This window comes from Amnibacterium setariae (assembly GCF_003581425.1).
Classification (GTDB): Bacteria; Actinomycetota; Actinomycetes; order Actinomycetales; family Microbacteriaceae; genus Amnibacterium; species Amnibacterium setariae.
The window spans coordinates 216,337-233,350 of record NZ_QXTG01000003.1; the positions used below are offsets into that span (position 1 = coordinate 216,337).

The following is a 17,014-nucleotide window of genomic DNA, read 5'->3' on the forward strand; positions in this document are numbered from 1 at the left end:
GCAAAGCCGTAACAGGCCCGGGAACAGGAGAAGGGCCCGGCCTCCCCAGACCGGGCCCTGTGCACCCCCGAGTCGGCGGGACAACCCGAAAACATCCCGCTTCCTGTCCGGGCAGCCGAGTTACCCGACTCGGCTCTCGCCCGGGGCGACGCATCCGTGGGTCGGCTGCGCGCTTGGTGCTACCAGTGTGCGGGATTCCCAGCAGATGCACAGTCGGCCGAATGGAGGACTTTCGGGGTACAAATTCGGACCGACCTGTTCACTGATCGCCGGATCTGCACCCCTTCGGGGGCCGCGGGCGCCGAAAGGCGCCGCTGATCAGCGGTCCCGCCAGTCCTTCTCGACCGGCCACGGACCCCGGAGCGAGCGGCTCGTCCGCTCCCAGTTCGACCGCACGGGCTCGTTCGGCAGCGGCGTGGCCGAGACGGCGCGCTCGAGCAGCAGCCCGCTGACGAGCGCGGTGATCGCCGCGGTCTCCTCGTCGGTGGGGGAGCCGGAGACGATCCGGATCGGCAGGGGCTCGGCGTCGGTCACAGCGGGATGTTCCCGTGCTTCTTCGGCGGCAGCGACGCCCGCTTCGTCTTGAGCGCCCGCAGCGCCTTGATGACCGTGATCCGCGTCGACGCCGGCTCGATGACGCCGTCGAGCTCGCCGCGCTCCGCCGCGAGGAACGGGCTCGCGACGTTGTAGGTGTACTCGTTCGCGAGCCGGGTCCGCACGGCGTCGACGTCCTCGCCGGCCGCCTCCGCCTTCCGGATCTCCCCGCGGTACAGGATGTTGACGGCGCCCTGGCCGCCCATCACGGCGATCTCCGCGGTCGGCCAGGCGTAGTTGAGGTCCGCGCCGAGCTGCTTCGAGCCCATGACGATGTAGGCGCCGCCGTAGGCCTTGCGCGTGATGATCGTGACGAGCGGCACGGTCGCCTCCGCGTAGGCGTACAGCAGCTTCGCGCCGCGGCGGATGACGCCGGTCCACTCCTGGTCCGTGCCGGGCAGGTACCCCGGCACGTCGACCAGCGTGATGATCGGCAGCGAGAACGAGTCGCAGAACCGCACGAACCGGGCGGCCTTCTCGCCCGCGTCGATGTTCAGCGTGCCCGCCATCGCGGAGGGCTGGTTCGCGATGATGCCGACGCTGCGGCCCTCGATCCGGCCGAAGCCGACCACGATGTTCGGCGCGAACAGCGGCTGGGTCTCGAGGAAGTCGCCGTCGTCGACGATCGTCTCGATGACCTCGTGCACGTCGTACGGCTGGTTCGGGCTGTCCGGGATCAGCGTGTTCAGCCGGCGGTCGTCGTCGGTGATCTCGAGCGCGGCCTGCGAGCTGTAGACGGGGGCGTCCGCGAGGTTGTTGTCCGGCAGGAAGCCGAGCAGGGTGCGGGCGTAGTCGAGCGCGTCGTCCTCGTCGGAGGCGAGGTAGTGCGCGACGCCGGAGCGCGTGTTGTGCGTGAGCGCGCCGCCGAGGTCCTCCATGCCGACGTCCTCGCCCGTCACGGTCTTGATGACGTCGGGGCCGGTGACGAACATCTGGCTGGTCTTGTCGACCATGATCACGAAGTCGGTGAGGGCGGGGGAGTAGACGGCGCCGCCCGCGGCCGGCCCCATCACGATCGAGATCTGCGGGATCACCCCCGACGCCGCGGTGTTCCGCCGGAAGATCTCGCCGTACTTGCCGAGTGCGACGACCCCCTCCTGGATGCGGGCGCCGCCGGAGTCGAGGATCCCGATGATCGGGACGCCCGTCTTCAGGGCGTGGTCCATGACCTTGATGATCTTCTCGCCGGCGACCTCGCCGAGGGAGCCGCCGAAGATCGTGAAGTCCTGGCTGTAGACCGCGACCGGCCGGTTGTGGATCGTGCCGAGCCCGGTGACGACCGCGTCGCCGTAGGGGCGCTTCGCGTCCATGCCGAAGGCGGTGGTGCGGTGGCGCACGAACTCGTCGAGCTCGACGAAGCTGCCGTGGTCGAGCAGCTGCTCGATGCGCTCCCGGGCGGTCTTCTTGCCCTTCGCGTGCTGCTTCTCGATCGCGGCCGCGCCGCTGGCGGTCACCGCCTCGTGGTAGCGGTCCCGGAGGTCGGCGAGGCGTTCGGCCGTCGTCACGTTCGTGATCGCAGGCCCGGAGGAGTCCGTCACGGGGAGCGAGCCTAGCCTCGGCGCTCCGCCGCGGCGTCGGCGGCCGCCCTAGCCTGCCTCGGGTGGAACTGCCCCGCGCCGCCGCCCTCGTCGCCCGCCTCGAGGTCCTCGACGAGGTCGGGTCGACGAACACCGAGCTCGTCCGGCTCGTCGCCGCCGACCCCGAGGCGTGGCCCGCGCCCGCGGTGCTCGCGACCGACGCGCAGACCGCGGGGCGAGGTCGGCTCGGCCGCGCCTGGAGCGCGCCCGCCGGCGGCTCGCTCGCCGTCTCCGTCCTGCTGCGACCGGCCGTGCCGCGCGCGCGGCTCGGCTGGCTGTCGCTCGCGGCCGGCACCGCGATGGCGCAGGCGCTCGGCGGGCTCGGCGTCGCCGCCCGCGCGAAGTGGCCGAACGACGTGCTGATCGACGGGCGGAAGGTGTGCGGGGTCCTCGCGGAGGCGCTGCCGGAGCCTTCGAGTGCCGCAGGACGGCGCGGCTCCGGCGTCGTGATCGGCGCCGGCCTCAACCACGCCGCCCGGCGCGAGGACCTCCCGGTGCCGACCGCGACCTCGCTGGCCGAGGAGGGCGGCCCCGTCGACCCCGACCTCCTCGTGGCGGCGTGGCTCGAGCGGCTGCTGCCGCTCGTCGCGGCGTTCGAGCGCGCGGGCGGCGACGCGGACGCGAGCGGGCTGCGCGCCGCGGTCCTCGCCGCGAGCGACACGATCGGGCGCCGTGTCCGGGTCACCTCGGCGGGCGAGCCGGTCGTGGGGGAGGCCGTCGACATCGACGCGGAGGGGCGGATCCTGGTCGATCGGGGACCGGTCCTCGGCACCGCGGCGTGCGCCTCCGGCGATGTCGAGCACCTGCGGTATGAATAGGCCGTGTCGGTCGGGGTGGGAGGTGCCGCGCGCGTGCGCACGGAGCGTCGCCCCACGTCGCTGCCGCCGTCCAGAGAGGCGCCGGAGCAGGTGGTCGTGCGCCTCCGCCGCTCGGGTCGCCACCTCGTCTGGCCCGCGGTGTTCTTCCTCGCCCTGTGCTTCGGCACGGGCTACTGGTGGCAGCGGCTGCCGCTCCCGTGGCTGAACACGGCCGTGCCGATCGTCGCCCTGGGGCTGACGGTGCTGCTCTCCGTCCTGCCGCTCGTCTTCTGGCTGAACCGGGTCACGATCATCACGACCCGCCGCCTGATCGTCACCCAGGGCTTCCTCGTCCGCGAGCGCACCGAGTTCCTGCTGAGCCGCGCCTCCGACGCGGTGCTCCGCCGCCGCCCGATGCAGCTGCTGAGCGGCAGCGGCGACGTGATCGTCCACGCCGGGGCGGAGGGCACGCTGATCCTCCGCGACGTGCCGCGCGCCCGGCTCGTGCACCGCGCGATCTCGGAGCTCATCGAGCGGGCGACGCCCGCGTCGGCCTGACCCGCTCGAGGGCCGATCCGGTCGAGGGCTGATCCGCTGGAGAGCTCCGGCCTACTCGACGGGCTCCGGTACGCGCTGCGCCGCCACGCGGTTCCGCCGCGCCGGCGAGTAGACCCAGTGCCGGTAGAGCAGGAAGCGGATCGCCGAGCCCAGCACGAGACCGACCACGTTCTTCGAGATGTTGTCCGCGAGCAGCGTCGTGAAGCCGAGCAGGTAGTGCGAGACGGCGAGGCACCCGAGCGCCACGAGCATGCCGAGCACGCTCACGGCGACGAACTCCACGGCCTCCCAGGCGCTGCGCGTGCTGCGGTGCGGTCCGAACGTCCAGTACCGGTTCCCGACCCAGTTCGCGATGATCGCGAGGACCGTCGAGATGATGCCCGCCTTGAGCGGGCTGCCCGCGAACGCCGGGGTGAGCCGCAGCAGGGTGAACGACACGGTGTCGACGACGAAGCCGACGCCGCCGACGAGCGCGAACTTGGTCAGCTGGCGGAGCAGGGCCGACCCGGCGAGTCTCCGCATGCGCGCCTCCTGCTCCAGGGTCCGTCGCCCGGTGCGGCGGCCGCCGTCGGAGAATAGGTCACGTCCCGGGCCGCGCAGGCGCGGCTGCCCCGGAGAACCCGGAGAAGCCCTGCAACGGGCCTGAACACATGACGAGAAGGAGCGGGCACGTGCGCGTCGGAGTGATCGGAGGCGGGCAGCTCGCCCGCATGATGGTGCCGCCCGCGGTCGAGCTCGGCGTCGACATCGCCGTGCTGGGGGAGTCCGTCGAGGCGGCGGCCCGGATCGCGGTGACCGAGGTCGGCGACCACCGCGATCTCGAGACCGTGCTCGCCTTCGCGCGCGGCGTCGACGTCGTGACCTTCGACCACGAGCACGTGCCGCAGCCGGTGCTCCGGGCCCTGGTCGACGCCGGGATCGCCGTGCGGCCGGGCCCTGACGCGCTGCAGCACGCGCAGGACAAGCTCGTGCTGCGCCGCCGGCTGCAGGAGCTCGGCATCGCTCAGCCGGAGTGGGCGGAGGTCGCCGACGCGGCCGAGCTCGCGGACTTCCTCGACCGGGTCGGCGGCCGGGCCGTGGTGAAGACGCCCCGCGGCGGGTACGACGGGCACGGCGTGCGCGTCGTGTCGGCGGCGCACGAGGCCGACGACTGGCTGGCCGACGGACCGCTGCTCGCCGAGGAGCTCGTCGACTTCCGGCGGGAGCTCGCCCAGCTCGTCGCACGGCGCCCCTCGGGGGAGGTGGCGGTGTGGCCGCTCGTCGAGACGGTGCAGGGCGACGGGGTGTGCCGCGAGGTCTTCGCGCCGGCGCCGCGCGCCACCGCGCTCACCGAGCGGGTGTCGCGGGAGATCGCGCACCGGATCGCCGACGCCCTCGGCGTCACCGGTGTGCTCGCCGTCGAGCTCTTCGAGGCGGCCGACGACCGCGTGCTCGTGAACGAGCTCGCGATGCGCCCGCACAACTCCGGCCACTGGACGATCGACGGCGCGGTCACGAGCCAGTTCGAGCAGCACCTCCGCGCCGTGCTCGACCTGCCGCTCGGCAGCACCGAGCCGATCGCGCCGTGGAGCGCGATGATCAACGTGCTCGGGGGACCCGCCGACGGCGACTTCGACGCCCGCGTCCCGCTGCTCATGGCCGACCAGCCCGCCGCGAAGCTGCACCTCTACGGCAAGACGGCCCGGCCGGGCCGGAAGGTGGGGCACGTCACCGCGACCGGGGAGGACCTCGACGACGCCGTCTACCGCGCCCGCGCAGCGGTCGCCTTCCTCCTCGACTGAGGCGCCGCGGAGGCGGTCCGGCCGACCGGGTCGCCTCCGGGGGGCGGCAGCCTCTCCCGTTGAGCGGAAGCACTCGGCGGATCCTCGGCGATTCGTGCCGAGGTCGTCGTCGGCGCGCCGCCCGGCCCGATCGGGGCGCTCCGCCGACCGTACGATGACGGCGTGGGGAACTCGGAGGAACCGCTCGTCGGCATCGCGATGGGCAGCGACTCCGACTGGCCCACCATGCGCGCCGCGGCCGAGATGCTCGACCGCTTCGACGTGCCCTACGAGGCCCGCGTGCTCTCCGCCCACCGCACGCCCCGCGCCATGCTCGACTGGGGGCAGGCGGCCGCCGGGCGCGGCCTCCGGGTCGTCATCGCGGGCGCCGGCGGTGCCGCGCACCTGCCGGGGATGCTCGCGGCCGCCACCACGCTGCCCGTCATCGGCGTCCCGGTCGTGCTCAAGACCCTCGACGGCCTCGACTCCCTCCTCTCCATCGTGCAGATGCCGACCGGCGTCCCCGTCGCCACGGTCGCGATCGGCAACGCCGCCAACGCCGGCCTGCTCGCGGTGCGGATCCTCGGTGCCGCGGACCCGCGGGTCGCTGCGGCGCTCGCCGACTACGCGGCCGACCTCGAGCGGCAGGTCGCCGCGAAGGACGAAGCGATCCGGACGGCCGGGTGAGCAGCTCAGGCCGCCACGCGGACCGGGCGCTCCTGCCCGCCGACGGCCCCCTCCGGCGCACCAGGACGCTCGGGCCCGCCCAGATGGCCCGCCGCGCCGGGCGCCTCGTCGGCATGCACCTGCTCGTGCCCGGGTCCGCGCAGATGGTCGCCGGCAACCGCGCGCTCGGCCGGGCCGTCGTCGCCGTCTGGGCCCTGCTCTGGGCGCTCGTGCTCGCCGCGCTGCTCACCTGGCTCGTGCAGCGCGAGGTGCTCGTGGGCATCGCGACGTCCGCGACCGGGCTGACCGTGCTCCAGGTCGGGCTGCTGCTCGTCGCCGCGGGGTGGCTCGCGGCGACCGTGGACGTGCTCCGCCTCGCCCGGCTGCTCCGGCTGACCGCGTGGGCGCGGCCGCTCGTGGCGGGAGCGCTCGTCGTCGCCGCCGTGGTGGGCAGCGGCGCCGCCGCCTGGGGCGCCTACGCCGCGGGCGTCGCGCGCGGCGCGATCGTCTCCGTCTTCCGGCAGCAGACCCCCGCGCAGGCCGCCGCGGCCGAGGGGCTAGGGCGCTACGACGTGCTGCTGCTCGGCATGGACCGGCCCCGCGGGGGCGGCGCGCTGTACCCGAAGAGCGTCTCCGTCGTCAGCATCGATTCGACCACCGGCGCCGCGACGATCATCGGGGTGCCGACGTCGCTGCAGGACGTGCCGTTCCCCGAGGACTCGCCGATGCACCGGCTCTACCCGGACGGGTACCGCAGCTGCATCGCGGAGCCGTGCCGGCTCGGCGACGTGTACACCGAGGCGCGCGTCGTCGGCGCCTCCCTCTACCCCGACGCGAAGGCGCAGGGCACGACGGCGGCCGCCGAGGCGATGCGGGACGCGGTCAGCGGTGTCACCGGCCGCGACGTCCTCGCGACGGTGCAGGTCGACACGACCGCCCTCGGCGCGCTCATCGACGCGCTCGGCGGCGTGCGCGTCACCGTCCCCCGCTCCGGCGCCTCCGCCGCGTTCCCCGCGGGCGAGACCCCGATGGACGGCGAGCGCGTCGTCGCGTACCTCCGCGAGTCCCGCGGGACCGGCGCGGAGCAGGTCGACCGCGTGCTGCGCCTCGAACGCGCGCTGCTCGGCCAGGTCGACCCGGCCAACGCGCTGCTGCAGTTCCGCACCGTCGCGGCCGCGTCCTCCGGCGCGCTCCGCACCGACCTGTCGCAGGACACGCTCACGGATCTCGCGGTGCTCGGGCTCAGGACGCGGACCCAGCCGGTCCGCGAGGTGCGCCTCCTGCCGCCCGCGGTCGACCCCGCGCGACCGGACTACGCCGCCGTCCACCGCCTGATCGCCGCCGCGACGGGCTGACGCCGCTCCTATCCGTTTTGAAGGAGTTCTTCGCGCGAGCGGCCGGGAACTCCTTCAAAAGGGAATGGCGCGCCTAGCCTGCCGGGATGCGGGAGGGGATGCTGCGGCGGCCGGCGGCGACGGGCTCGCCGCTCCGCGACCCCGGGACCGGCGACGAGCGCCTCGCGACCCGGCGGGCGGCGTGGCTCGCAGGGCTGCACCTCCTGATCCCCGGCAGCGCGCAGGCGCTCGCGGGCAGCCGCCGCGTCGGCAGGTTCGCGCTCGGGCTCTGGCTGCTCGGCTGGGTCGTGCTGCTCGCCGCGATCGTGCTCCTCCTGGTCCTGCCGCAGCTGCCGCTCACGCTCGCCACCAACGCGCTCGGGCTGTCCGTCGTGCAGCTGCTCCTCGCGGCCTGGGCGCTGGGCTGGCTCCTCCTCACCGTCGACACGCTGCGGCTGCTCCGCCTCGTGCAGGTCGCGCCCCTCGCCCGCGGGGTCCTCGGCGGTCTGCTCGCGGTCGCGCTCGTCGTCGGGGTCGGCGGCGCCGGCTGGGGCGCGTGGGCGGCCGGCGTCGCGCGCTCGACCGTCAGCGGCGTGTTCGCGAATGGCCGGTACGACGCGCCGGCGGGCGGGCGGTACAACATCCTCCTGCTCGGCGGCGACGCGGGACCCGGCCGGTCCGGGCTCCGACCGGACAGCATCTCCGTCGTCAGCCTGAACGCGATCACCGGCGACATGGTCACCTTCGGCCTGCCGCGCGACACGGACCCGGTCCCGTTCGCCGACGGCTCCCCGATGAAGCAGCTCTACCCGGACGGCTACGGCGCCCACGGCCGGTGCAACGTCGACGTCTGCCAGCTCAACTCGATCTACACCGAGGCGCAGCTGAAGGAGCAGAAGCGCTACCCGGACGCGGCGAAGGACCACACCAGCGCCGGGATCGAGGCGACCCGCGAGGCGGTCGAGGGCGCGCTCGGGATCCCGATCCAGTACTACGTGCTCGTCGACATGGAGTCCTTCGACGACCTGATCGACGCGATGGGCGGCGTCACGGTCACCGTGAAGGACCGCCTGCCGGTCGGCGGCCACATGGTGGACGGGAGGCTCACCGGCGTGAAGGTCTGGATCGAGAAGGGCACCCGCCACCTCGACGGCAACAAGGCGCTCTGGTTCGCCCGGTCCCGCTACGGCACGGCGGGCGGCGACTACGACCGGATGGCCCGTCAGCGGCAGCTCGAGGAGGCGATGCTGCACCAGATGAACCCGCTGACGCTGCTCACCCGGTTCGACCGGATCGCCGAGGCCGGGTCGCACGCCGTGCAGACCGACCTGCCGCAGGGGCTGCTCGGCACGGTCGCCGGAGCCGCGGTGAAGGCGCGGACCCAGAAGGCCGTGAACATCGAGTTCGTGAAGCCGAAGTACACCCCGTCCCGCCCCGACTACCCGCGGATCCACCGCGTGGTGCAGGAGGCGCTGCGATGACATCGCCGCGCGCGGTCCTCCGCGAGGCGGCGCGGCACGGTTAGCGTGTCGGCGTGACCCTCTTCCCGCGCGCCGCCGCGACGCTCCGCGTCGCGCAGGGCCCGCGGCGCGTCGCGCCGGTGCTCGCCCGGCGCCGGGAGGCGGAGCGCTTCGTCACGGGGGAACGGCGCACGACGCCGATCGACGTGCTGTTCGTGGTGGCCATCGCGCTGCTGCTCGCGGTGCACCTGACGATCTTCGTCGCGGTCGCCGTGCTCGCGCCGGTCACGCCGGCGGAGGCCAGGAGCCTCGCGCTCGTGCAGCTGCCCGTCGAGGTCGCCCGCGCGCTCGTCCTGCCGTTCCACGCGCTGCTGCTCGGCTCGCTGTTCGTGATCGGCCGTCGCGCGGCCGGACGGTGGGCGGGCTTCGGCGCGCTGCTCGCCGTGCTCGCGCTGGACCTGCGTGCGGACCCGGCGAACCCGGTCTACGGGCCGCCGACCGCGGAGGGCGGCTGGATCGCCGCCGCCCTGCTCGCCGCTGCCTTCGCGCTGCTGCCGCGGCGCCGCCTGCTCGCCGGCGCGCTCGCCGGCTTCGCCAGCGGCTTCTTCGCGGTCGCCGCGCTCGCGCTCCCCGCCTTCCTGCTCGCGCTGCTGTTCACGCCCGCCGCCGAGCTCGACCGCCCGCGCGGCCGCACGATCGCCGCCTTCGCCGCCGCCTGGGCCGTGCCCGCGGCGCTGATGCAGGCCGTCTGGCTCGCGACCCTCGGGCCGGCCGGGTGGCTCGACCGTGCGTCGGAGGTCGCCGCACCCCTCCGCCCGCACGCCGTCCTGCCGTGGCTCGAGCAGGAACGGCTCGTGTTCGCCGCCTGGCACTTCGATCCGCTCGTCACCGTCAGCCTCGCGTCGTTCCTCTTCCTCGCCGCCGGCACCGGCATCGCGCGGTACTTCCTCGTCCCGCGCGAGGACGAGCGCGGCACCGGGGCGGTGCGAGTGCTGCAGCGCTTCCCCGCCGGGCTGTGGGCCGCGTTCCTCACGATCGTGCTCTGCTCGGCCTGGTGGGGCCTGTCCGGCAGCACCGACGTCGTGCTCCCGAACCTGCCGGTGCTCGCCGCGGCGACACCGCTGATCACCGCGATGGCCTACCGCGGCGCGAAGTGGCTGCTGACCGTGAACCGCTTCTGGGCCCTCTGCGCGGTCCTCTACCTGGTCGGCCTGATCCTGGCCCGCACCACGCAGCTCCTCATCACCCTGGTCCAGGCCTTCCTGTACTGAGCCCATCGCTGCGCCGCCGCCCCTGCGGCGCAGCCGTGTCGCCGCGCGGGCCTGGACGGCCCTCGCGTGCGACGAACGCGTTCCGCGGCACCGCCGCATCGGCCCGCTCCCGCTCCGCTGGTCGGGGTGCGAGCGGAGCGATGGGCGCCACGGCCGGTGTTCCCGGCCGAGGGACTCGAGACCAGGGCCGCCGGATTGCGAGGAACGGCGCGCTACCAGCAGGCGGTGAGCCGCCAGAGCCTCGTCGAGCCGGAGGAGGCGACCAGCTGCGCCCCGCCCGGCTTCGTGACGACGCGGTCGATCGCGGAGAACCGGTTCGCCGCCTTGCGGTCGCCCCGCAGCCGGCCCGGATCCGTGATCACCCATCGCACGTTCTGCGCGCGCACCGCCGGGCAGACGCGGTCGTCGGTCCGCCAGTCGTCCAGGGCCCGCTGGATGACGCGACCGTCGTAGTCCCAGTACCCGCCGAGGTGCGGGAACAGGACCCGTCGCCCTCCGAGCGCCCAGGCGAGCGCGGAGCCGTTCCAGGGGTTCCCGACGATCAGCTCGCCCTTCGGCACGAACCGGGGCACGGCTTCGAGCAGCGCCATCTCGTCCGCGTCGACGAGCAGCCCGCCCTTCTGCGACTGCGGCAGGGCGAACACCTCGCCCATCGCGCTGCTCACGCCGCCGAGCGCCGGACCGGTCCATGCGCTGACGGCGACGACCGCGGTGACCACGGCGGTCGCGACGACCACGGTGCGGGCGCGGGGGTCGCTGCGCCGGGCCCGGCGGCTGCGGAGCGTCGCCGTGAGCTCGGCGGTGCCCGCCACGACGGTCCACGCGACGAGCGGTACCCCGATGGTCGGCAGGATCGCGATGATCCGGAACTTGTCCTTGTCCCACAGCCCGGTCGCGATCTTCGCCAGGTCGCTGTCGCTGCCCGCCGCGAAGCCGTAGAGCAGCACGAGACCGAGGTACACGACGACCACCCAGCGCAGGCCCGGCCGCAGCAGCGCGGCGAGCAGCCCGACGAACGCGACGACCGCGAGCAGCACCGAGGGCGGCAGCGCGGTCTGCCCCGGGACGACGAGGCTCGTCGCGAGCAGCCCCTGCAGGAGCGCCTGCGGGAACGTCTCCCGGGCGAGGGCCGGGCCGCCGTTCAGGTGGTCCGAGATCGGTCGGGTGCCGACGTCGTAGTAGTGGAGGACGAACAGCACCGCGAGCACGACGAGCAGCACCGCGGCGCCGACGGCGACCGCCCAGATCAGCCGGGCGCGACGGCGTCCGCGCTGCCCGGACGCGGACAGGGCGGTCATCCGCGCCGCGAACCACGCGACCACGAGCGGCGCGGCGAGCACCAGCAGCGCGACCGCGGACCGGGGGTGCGCGAACGCGGCCGCGAGACCCCAGCCGAGCAGCAGCAGCGCGGTCCGCCACCGGACGGGCGCGGACTCCGGGCGCCAGGACGCGCGCTCCGGGAACGGCAGCAGCGCGGCGACGATCCCGAGCCCCGCCGGGAGGAGCGTGTAGGCGAGCCCGTTCGGGTACAGCGTCCCGAAGTCGAGCAGCAGGTACGGGAAGGCCACGAACGCCGAGGCGAGCACCGCCGCGACCGTGGCGACGAGCGTGCGCTGCACCGGCGCCGCGTCGTCGCGCCGCAGGCCGGCCCGACCGAACACGACGGCCGCGACGAACGCGCTGCCGAGCGAGAAGACGGGCCCCGCGGTCCCGATCCACGTCGCGTTCGCGGCGACGGCGATGTCCACGCCCGTCGTCGTCGACGCCAGCGCGGTGAGGCTGTGCCAGACGGCCGGGTAGAACGCGAGCTGCTTGCCGGGGTGCGTGAGCCGGTAGAGGTGCAGGCTCGACGCGTCGCCCGTCTCGGCGATCGAGGCGGCGGCGTTGACGTGGAAGACGGTGTCGTAGGTCTGGGTCAGGCGGTCCGGGCTCGGCACGTGGGCGAACGCGACGACCGTGATCGCGGTCGTGGCGATGGCCGCGCCGAGGACCACCGGCGCCCAGCCGAGCGGGCGCCACGAGTCCCACGGCGCGGGCGCAGCGCCTGCAGCACGGAGGGCCGCGCGGGCTGCGATCGCGAGGACGACGAGCACGGCCGTGGTGACGGCGATGGCGGGCCAGCCGAAGGGGATGCCGATCGCACCGGCGGCGACGCCGGTGATGCCGATGATCGCGTACCCGAGGGGGCCGGCGAGGCCGAGCGCGACGATGCCGCGGAGCCGCGCCGCCGCGGCGAGCGCGAGCCCGGGGAGCAGGACGGCGGCCAGCACGACGGCGACGGGCGGGGCGACCGCGCTCCAGGACATGGTGGCTCGAACCTAACCGAGCGCGCCCCGGATCCCCGTGCACACCGCCGCACCACGGGTGCGTGAACGGCGACCGTCGACTGCGCGAAGACGCGGGGGCCACCAGGACTGGGGCCCGGACACGCCGCCGCCGCCCCGCACATCCGGCCTTCGACTACGTACCGTCGAGGCGTGGGGGAACACAGTCCTGTATCGATGATCCGCGTCCTCGGCGCGGCGGCGCTGCTCGCAGCCGCGGCGACGACGCTGAGCGCGTGCTCGCAGCCGGCGGCGACGCCGGGCGCGGCGGCCTCGAGCCCGGCCGCCGACGTGGTCGACCCCTCGGTCGCGAGCCCGACGCCGACCGAGCCGGTCGCCGCCGACACGCCGCTGCCGACCGCGACGCCGGTCGCGACGACGGCCCCCTCCGCATCCGCCGGCCCGGTCGACCGCCGGAAGGCCGTGACGCCCTTCATCACCACCGCCGACTGGGACGCGGGCGCGAAGGCACTCGACGTCTCCGCGATCGTCCCGGGCGTCGTCGAGAGCGACGGCACCTGCACGGTCACCGTGTCCTCCGGCGCGACCACGCGCACGGCGACGAGCCGCGGCGTCGGCGCCTCCTCCTACGCGGGCTGCCCCGCGGTGTCGTTCGCGGGCCTGGCCGCCGGCACCTGGGCGGTGCACGTGCGCTACGCGTCCGACGGCGCCGCCGGCGACTCGGCCGCGGGCAAGAACGACACGGTGACCATCGGATGAGCGCCGGCAGGAGGACGGTCCGGCGCCGCATCCGCCACGTCGTCGCGCTGGTCGCGGGCGTCGGCCTGGTCGCGGCGGGCGTCGGCATCGCCGCGGTGGACGAGCAGTCGGCGAAGGCCGCCCAGGCCGCGTCGGTGCTGAGCGGCTTCGACCCGGCGAACATCATCGACGACGCGGTCATGTTCAACGGCTCGACCATGACCGCGGGCGAGATCCAGACCTTCCTGAACGGGAAGCAGCCGTCCTGCGCGGCCGGCGCGACCTGCCTGAAGAGCGTCACCGCCGACATGCCCGCGATGACCGCGAACCCGATGTGCAAGGCGCTGACGGCGAAGAAGGGCGCGACCGCCGCGCAGATCATCGCCGCCGTCGGCAAGGCGTGCAGCGTCAGCCCGCAGGTGATCCTCGTGATGCTGCAGAAGGAGCAGACGCTCGTCACCGGGCGGAAGCCGTACTCGGGCGAGTCCGTCTCGTTGATCTACCGCAAGGCCACCGGGCTCGGCTGCCCCGACACCGCCGCGTGCGACCCGGCCAAGTACGGCCTCTTCAACCAGCTGTACGGCGTCGCCTACTGGCTCGTCCGCTACACGACCCCGCCCGGCACGACCGGCTCCGGCTGGACGAAGTACAACTGGTTCCCGGTCGGCTCGCCGAACGGGGTGCTGTTCCACCCGAACGCCGCGTGCGGCGCCGGCACGATCACGATCAGGAACAAGGCCACCGCGAGCCTGTACTACTACACGCCGTACCAGCCGAACGCGGCGTCGCTCGCCGCCGGCTGGGGCCTCGGCAACGGGTGCTCCTCCTACGGCAACCGGAACTTCTACCTCTACTTCACGACCTGGTTCGGTTCGACGCACACCGTCGTGACCGGCGCGATCGCGAACTACTGGACGGCGCACAAGAGCACGTTCGGCAACCCGACGAGCAACTCGGTCGCGGTCTCCGCGAACGGCGGGGGCACCTACCAGCGGTTCCAGAAGGGCGCGATCTACACCTCGACCGCCGGCGCGTACGGCGTGAGCGGGTCCGTGCTGACGAAGTACACGGCGCTCGGCGGCCCGGCGGGCAGGCTCGGCTGGCCCCGCAAGGGCGCGACCGTGCGGAAGGGGACGAACCCCGGAACCGCGCAGGCCTTCCAGAACGGCACCGTCTACGTCTCCACCGCCGGAACCGCGGCCGTGCTCGCGCCCGTCTACGCGGAGTTCGGAGCGAACGGCTACGAGACCGGGAAGCTCGGCTGGCCCACCGCCGACGCCGTGTCGGACAAGTCCTCCGGTGGCGGCACGTGGCAGGCGTTCCAGGGCGGCCGGGTCGCGGTCGCCGGCGGGAGGAGCACCGTCGTCGCCGGGTCGATGCTGTCGATGTGGACGAAGCGGGGCGGTCCCGGCGGGTCGTTGGGCTGGCCGACGGCCGACGTGAAGACCATCACGGCCAAGGGCAAGAAGGGCACCGCCCAGCTCTTCCAGAAGGGCATCGTGACCGCGCAGGGCACCGTTCGCTCCGTCACGGGCGACCTCGGTTCGAACTACGTGTTCCACGGCGGTCCCGCCGGCGCCTTCGGCTGGCCGACCTCGGTCGCCATCAAGTCGTCGAAGAACGGCGGCGGCTGGTACCAGAGGTTCCAAGGCGGACAGGTCTTCTGGAACGCGAAGACCGGCGAGCACGGGCTCGTGAACGGCGGCATCCTCTCCCTCTACAACACGCGGGGCGGCACCGAGGGCACCCTCGGCTGGCTGATCTCGAGCGGCAACGACAAGGCCGGAATCAAGGGCACCGTGGGGACCTTCACCAACGGCCGCATCTACTCGTCGAAGCGCGGCACCTACGCGGTGCTCGGGGCGATCCTCGAGAAGTACCTGTCGAAGAAGGCCACGAAGAGCTCCCTGGGCTGGCCGGTGGGGAACGCGACGAACGTCAAGGGCGTCACGACGCAGCGGTTCGAGCACGGCGTCATCCGGTGGACGAAGTCCCGCGGCGCGTGGGCGAGCCGCTCGTGACGCTCGAGGCCGCCCGGGACGCGCCCGGCGAACGCCGCCTGCACCCCGGAGAACCGGGGCCCGGCTACACTCAGGCAGCCGTTCCCCGCGGCGACGTCGGACCCGGATGCGAGGGCCAGGTGACCCCCAGCGAGCGCGACGCCCACCCGGGCGTCCCCTCCGTGGTCGCCGTCGTCGTCGCCTACAACCGGCGCGAGCTGCTGCTGGAGGCGCTCGCCGCCCTCCGGGCCCAGTCCGCGCCGCTCACCGCCGTGGTCGTCGTCGACAACCACTCGGACGACGACTCCGCCGAGGTCGCGAGCGAGTTCTGGCCCGAGGTCGAGCTGATCCGCCTCACGCGCAACACCGGCGGCGCCGGCGGCTTCGCGACCGGCATGGCCGTCGCGATCGCGCGCCACGACCCGGACTGGATCTGGGTCATGGACGACGACACCGTGCCGACCGAGACCGCGCTCGCCGAGCTGCTCGCGGCCGTCGACCGCCCCGAGGTCGTGCTCGCGGGCAGCCGCGTGGTCTGGACCGACGGCTCGGACCACCCGATGAACACGCCGCGCGTGAACCCGTTCGCCCGCAAGGAGGAGGTGCGGGCCGCCGCCGAGCAGGGCGTCACGCCCGTCCGCTCCCTCTCCTTCGTGTCGATGCTCGTGTCGGCGGAGCGGGTGAAGGCCGCGGGCCTCCCGATCGCCGACTACTTCATCTGGAACGACGACTTCGAGTTCTCGACGCGCATGCTGCGCGGCGGCCGCGGGCTCTACGTGCCGGCGAGCGTCGTGGTGCACAAGACGAAGGCGCGGGCGAACACCGACGCCGACCCCGGCGCGCGGTTCTTCTTCGAGGTGCGCAACAAGATCTGGCTGATGGTCTTCAGCCACGGGCTGAACCCGTTCGAGAAGGCCGTCTACATGGGCTCGACCCTGCTGCGCTGGTTCCGCACCTTCCGCGCCTCCCGGCAGCGCCGCTTCCTCCTGACGCAGCTGCGCCGCGGCCTCGTCGCGGGCTTCGGCAGCCGGCCGCGGTTGAACGCGGACGTGCTGTGCGACCTCGGGCCGGTCACGGAGGCGGTCGTGAAGGTGGAGGCACCCGCCCGGCGGGCGGCGTGACCAGCCCCTTCTCGCTCCTGCTGCCGGTGTACGGGCGGGACGACCCCGCGCAGCTCGTGCGCGCGTTCCGGTCGGCGGTCGACGAGCAGACGCTCCGGCCCGACGAGGTCGTGATCGTGCGCGACGGGCCCGTCCCGGACGGGCTCGGGGCGACGCTCGCCGAGCTGGTCGCGACGTCGCCCGTGCCGGCCCGCGTCCTGCCGCTCGAGGTGAACGTCGGCCTCGCGGACGCGCTCACGGCGGGGCTGGCCGCGTGCACGCACGAGGTCGTCGCGCGGATGGACGCGGACGACGTGGCCCTGCCGGACCGGTTCGCGAAGCAGCTCGCGCTGCTCGACGAGGGCTACGACCTCGTCGGCTCCGGGCTGTACGAGTTCGTCGACGACGAGGCCGTCACGATCGGCGTGCGGACGCCGCCGACCGGCGAGGCGCACATCAAGCGCTACGCCCGGTTCCACGACCCCTTCAACCACCCCACCGTCGTCTACCGCCGCGCGGCGGTCGCGGCGGCGGGCGGCTACGTCCCGGTCGGCCTGATGGAGGACTACTGGCTGTTCGCCCGGATGCTCGCCACCGGCGCGCGCGCCGAGAACCTGCCGGAGCCGCTCGTGAAGTACCGCGTCGGTGCGGGCGCGTACAAGCGCCGCGGCGGCCTGAAGCAGCTCGGCGCCGAGCTGCGCCTGCAGCGCCTCATGCGGCGCGCGGGCATCACCACGAACGCCGAGCTCGTGCGGAACGTCGTCGTCCGCGGCGGCTACCGCCTCGTCCCGGAGGCGCTGCGGAAGGTCGCGTACCGCGCCCTCCTGCAGCGCGGCTTCCGGAAGGGCCGCTCCGCCTGACTTCGCGCGGATCC

The 17,014-nt window shown here is 74.1% G+C and carries 15 protein-coding genes; 11 read left to right on the top strand and 4 right to left on the bottom strand.

Annotated features, from left to right (window positions below; genetic code table 11):
• Window positions 1-318: 318 nt before the first annotated feature.
• Both D1781_RS16745 and D1781_RS16750 read right to left on the bottom strand, forming a co-directional pair.
• Window positions 319-534, bottom strand: coding sequence for an acyl-CoA carboxylase subunit epsilon (locus D1781_RS16745; protein WP_119483644.1), 216 nt, complete (start codon window positions 532-534; stop codon window positions 319-321).
• Window positions 531-2,132, bottom strand: coding sequence for an acyl-CoA carboxylase subunit beta (locus D1781_RS16750; protein WP_119483645.1), 1,602 nt, complete (start codon window positions 2,130-2,132; stop codon window positions 531-533). The genes D1781_RS16745 and D1781_RS16750 overlap by 4 nt, the downstream gene beginning before the upstream one ends.
• A gap of 62 nt (window positions 2,133-2,194) precedes the next feature.
• Here D1781_RS16750 and D1781_RS16755 point away from each other — a divergent pair, with 62 nt between their 5' ends.
• Both D1781_RS16755 and D1781_RS16760 read left to right on the top strand, forming a co-directional pair.
• Window positions 2,195-2,989 carry a biotin--[acetyl-CoA-carboxylase] ligase gene (locus D1781_RS16755; RefSeq protein WP_119483646.1) on the top strand — a complete coding sequence of 265 codons (795 nt, stop codon included), beginning with the start codon at window positions 2,195-2,197 and terminating at the stop codon, window positions 2,987-2,989.
• 33 nt (window positions 2,990-3,022) lie between these two features.
• A complete protein-coding gene (locus tag D1781_RS16760) occupies window positions 3,023-3,526 on the top strand; it encodes a PH domain-containing protein (protein WP_158590147.1) in 504 nt (167 codons plus the stop codon).
• A 51-nt stretch (window positions 3,527-3,577) separates the two neighbouring features.
• On the opposite strand, the gene D1781_RS16765 is transcribed toward D1781_RS16760, so the two are convergent.
• Window positions 3,578-4,048, bottom strand: a complete 471-nt coding sequence (locus D1781_RS16765) for a GtrA family protein (RefSeq protein ID WP_119483648.1) — start codon at window positions 4,046-4,048, stop codon at window positions 3,578-3,580.
• A 128-nt stretch (window positions 4,049-4,176) separates the two neighbouring features.
• Between D1781_RS16765 and D1781_RS16770 the strand changes: the two genes are divergently transcribed.
• The 5 genes from D1781_RS16770 (at window position 4,177) to D1781_RS16790 (ending at window position 10,017) form a co-directional block, all read left to right on the top strand.
• On the top strand, window positions 4,177-5,307 hold the full coding sequence (locus tag D1781_RS16770; protein ID WP_119483649.1) for a 5-(carboxyamino)imidazole ribonucleotide synthase: 1,131 nt from the start codon (window positions 4,177-4,179) through the stop codon (window positions 5,305-5,307).
• Between the two features lie 162 nt (window positions 5,308-5,469).
• Window positions 5,470-5,973, top strand: a complete 504-nt coding sequence (gene purE / locus D1781_RS16775; RefSeq protein WP_456061832.1) for a 5-(carboxyamino)imidazole ribonucleotide mutase — start codon at window positions 5,470-5,472, stop codon at window positions 5,971-5,973.
• Window positions 5,970-7,307: an LCP family protein gene (locus D1781_RS16780; RefSeq protein ID WP_119483650.1), complete on the top strand. Its 1,338-nt coding sequence runs from the start codon at window positions 5,970-5,972 to the stop codon at window positions 7,305-7,307. Before purE ends, D1781_RS16780 begins: the two co-directional genes overlap by 4 nt.
• Before the next feature lie 86 nt (window positions 7,308-7,393).
• Window positions 7,394-8,767, top strand: coding sequence for an LCP family protein (locus tag D1781_RS16785; RefSeq protein WP_233551502.1), 1,374 nt, complete (start codon window positions 7,394-7,396; stop codon window positions 8,765-8,767).
• Window positions 8,768-8,820: 53 nt separating this feature from the next.
• Entirely contained in the window at window positions 8,821-10,017 is a 1,197-nt protein-coding gene (locus D1781_RS16790; RefSeq protein ID WP_119483652.1) for a hypothetical protein, read from the top strand.
• 212 nt (window positions 10,018-10,229) lie between these two features.
• Here the strand turns inward: D1781_RS16790 and D1781_RS16795 are convergent, their stop codons facing one another.
• Window positions 10,230-12,323, bottom strand: coding sequence for a DUF6541 family protein (locus D1781_RS16795; protein ID WP_119483653.1), 2,094 nt, complete (start codon window positions 12,321-12,323; stop codon window positions 10,230-10,232).
• Window positions 12,324-12,518: 195 nt separating this feature from the next.
• On the opposite strand from D1781_RS16795, the gene D1781_RS16800 reads away from it, so the two are divergent.
• From D1781_RS16800 to D1781_RS17805, 4 genes are all read left to right on the top strand, one after another.
• Window positions 12,519-13,061: a hypothetical protein gene (locus D1781_RS16800; protein ID WP_119483654.1), complete on the top strand. Its 543-nt coding sequence runs from the start codon at window positions 12,519-12,521 to the stop codon at window positions 13,059-13,061.
• The gene (locus tag D1781_RS16805; RefSeq protein ID WP_119483655.1) at window positions 13,058-15,061 is read left to right on the top strand and encodes a hypothetical protein; all 2,004 of its coding nucleotides are present in this window, start codon (window positions 13,058-13,060) and stop codon (window positions 15,059-15,061) included. The genes D1781_RS16800 and D1781_RS16805 overlap by 4 nt, the downstream gene beginning before the upstream one ends.
• Window positions 15,062-15,180: 119 nt before the next feature.
• Complete coding sequence (locus tag D1781_RS17800; RefSeq protein WP_233551504.1) at window positions 15,181-16,161, top strand: glycosyltransferase; 981 nt, start codon at window positions 15,181-15,183, stop codon at window positions 16,159-16,161.
• Window positions 16,158-17,000, top strand: coding sequence for a glycosyltransferase (locus tag D1781_RS17805; protein ID WP_199706728.1), 843 nt, complete (start codon window positions 16,158-16,160; stop codon window positions 16,998-17,000). The genes D1781_RS17800 and D1781_RS17805 overlap by 4 nt, the downstream gene beginning before the upstream one ends.
• Window positions 17,001-17,014: the final 14 nt, after the last annotated feature.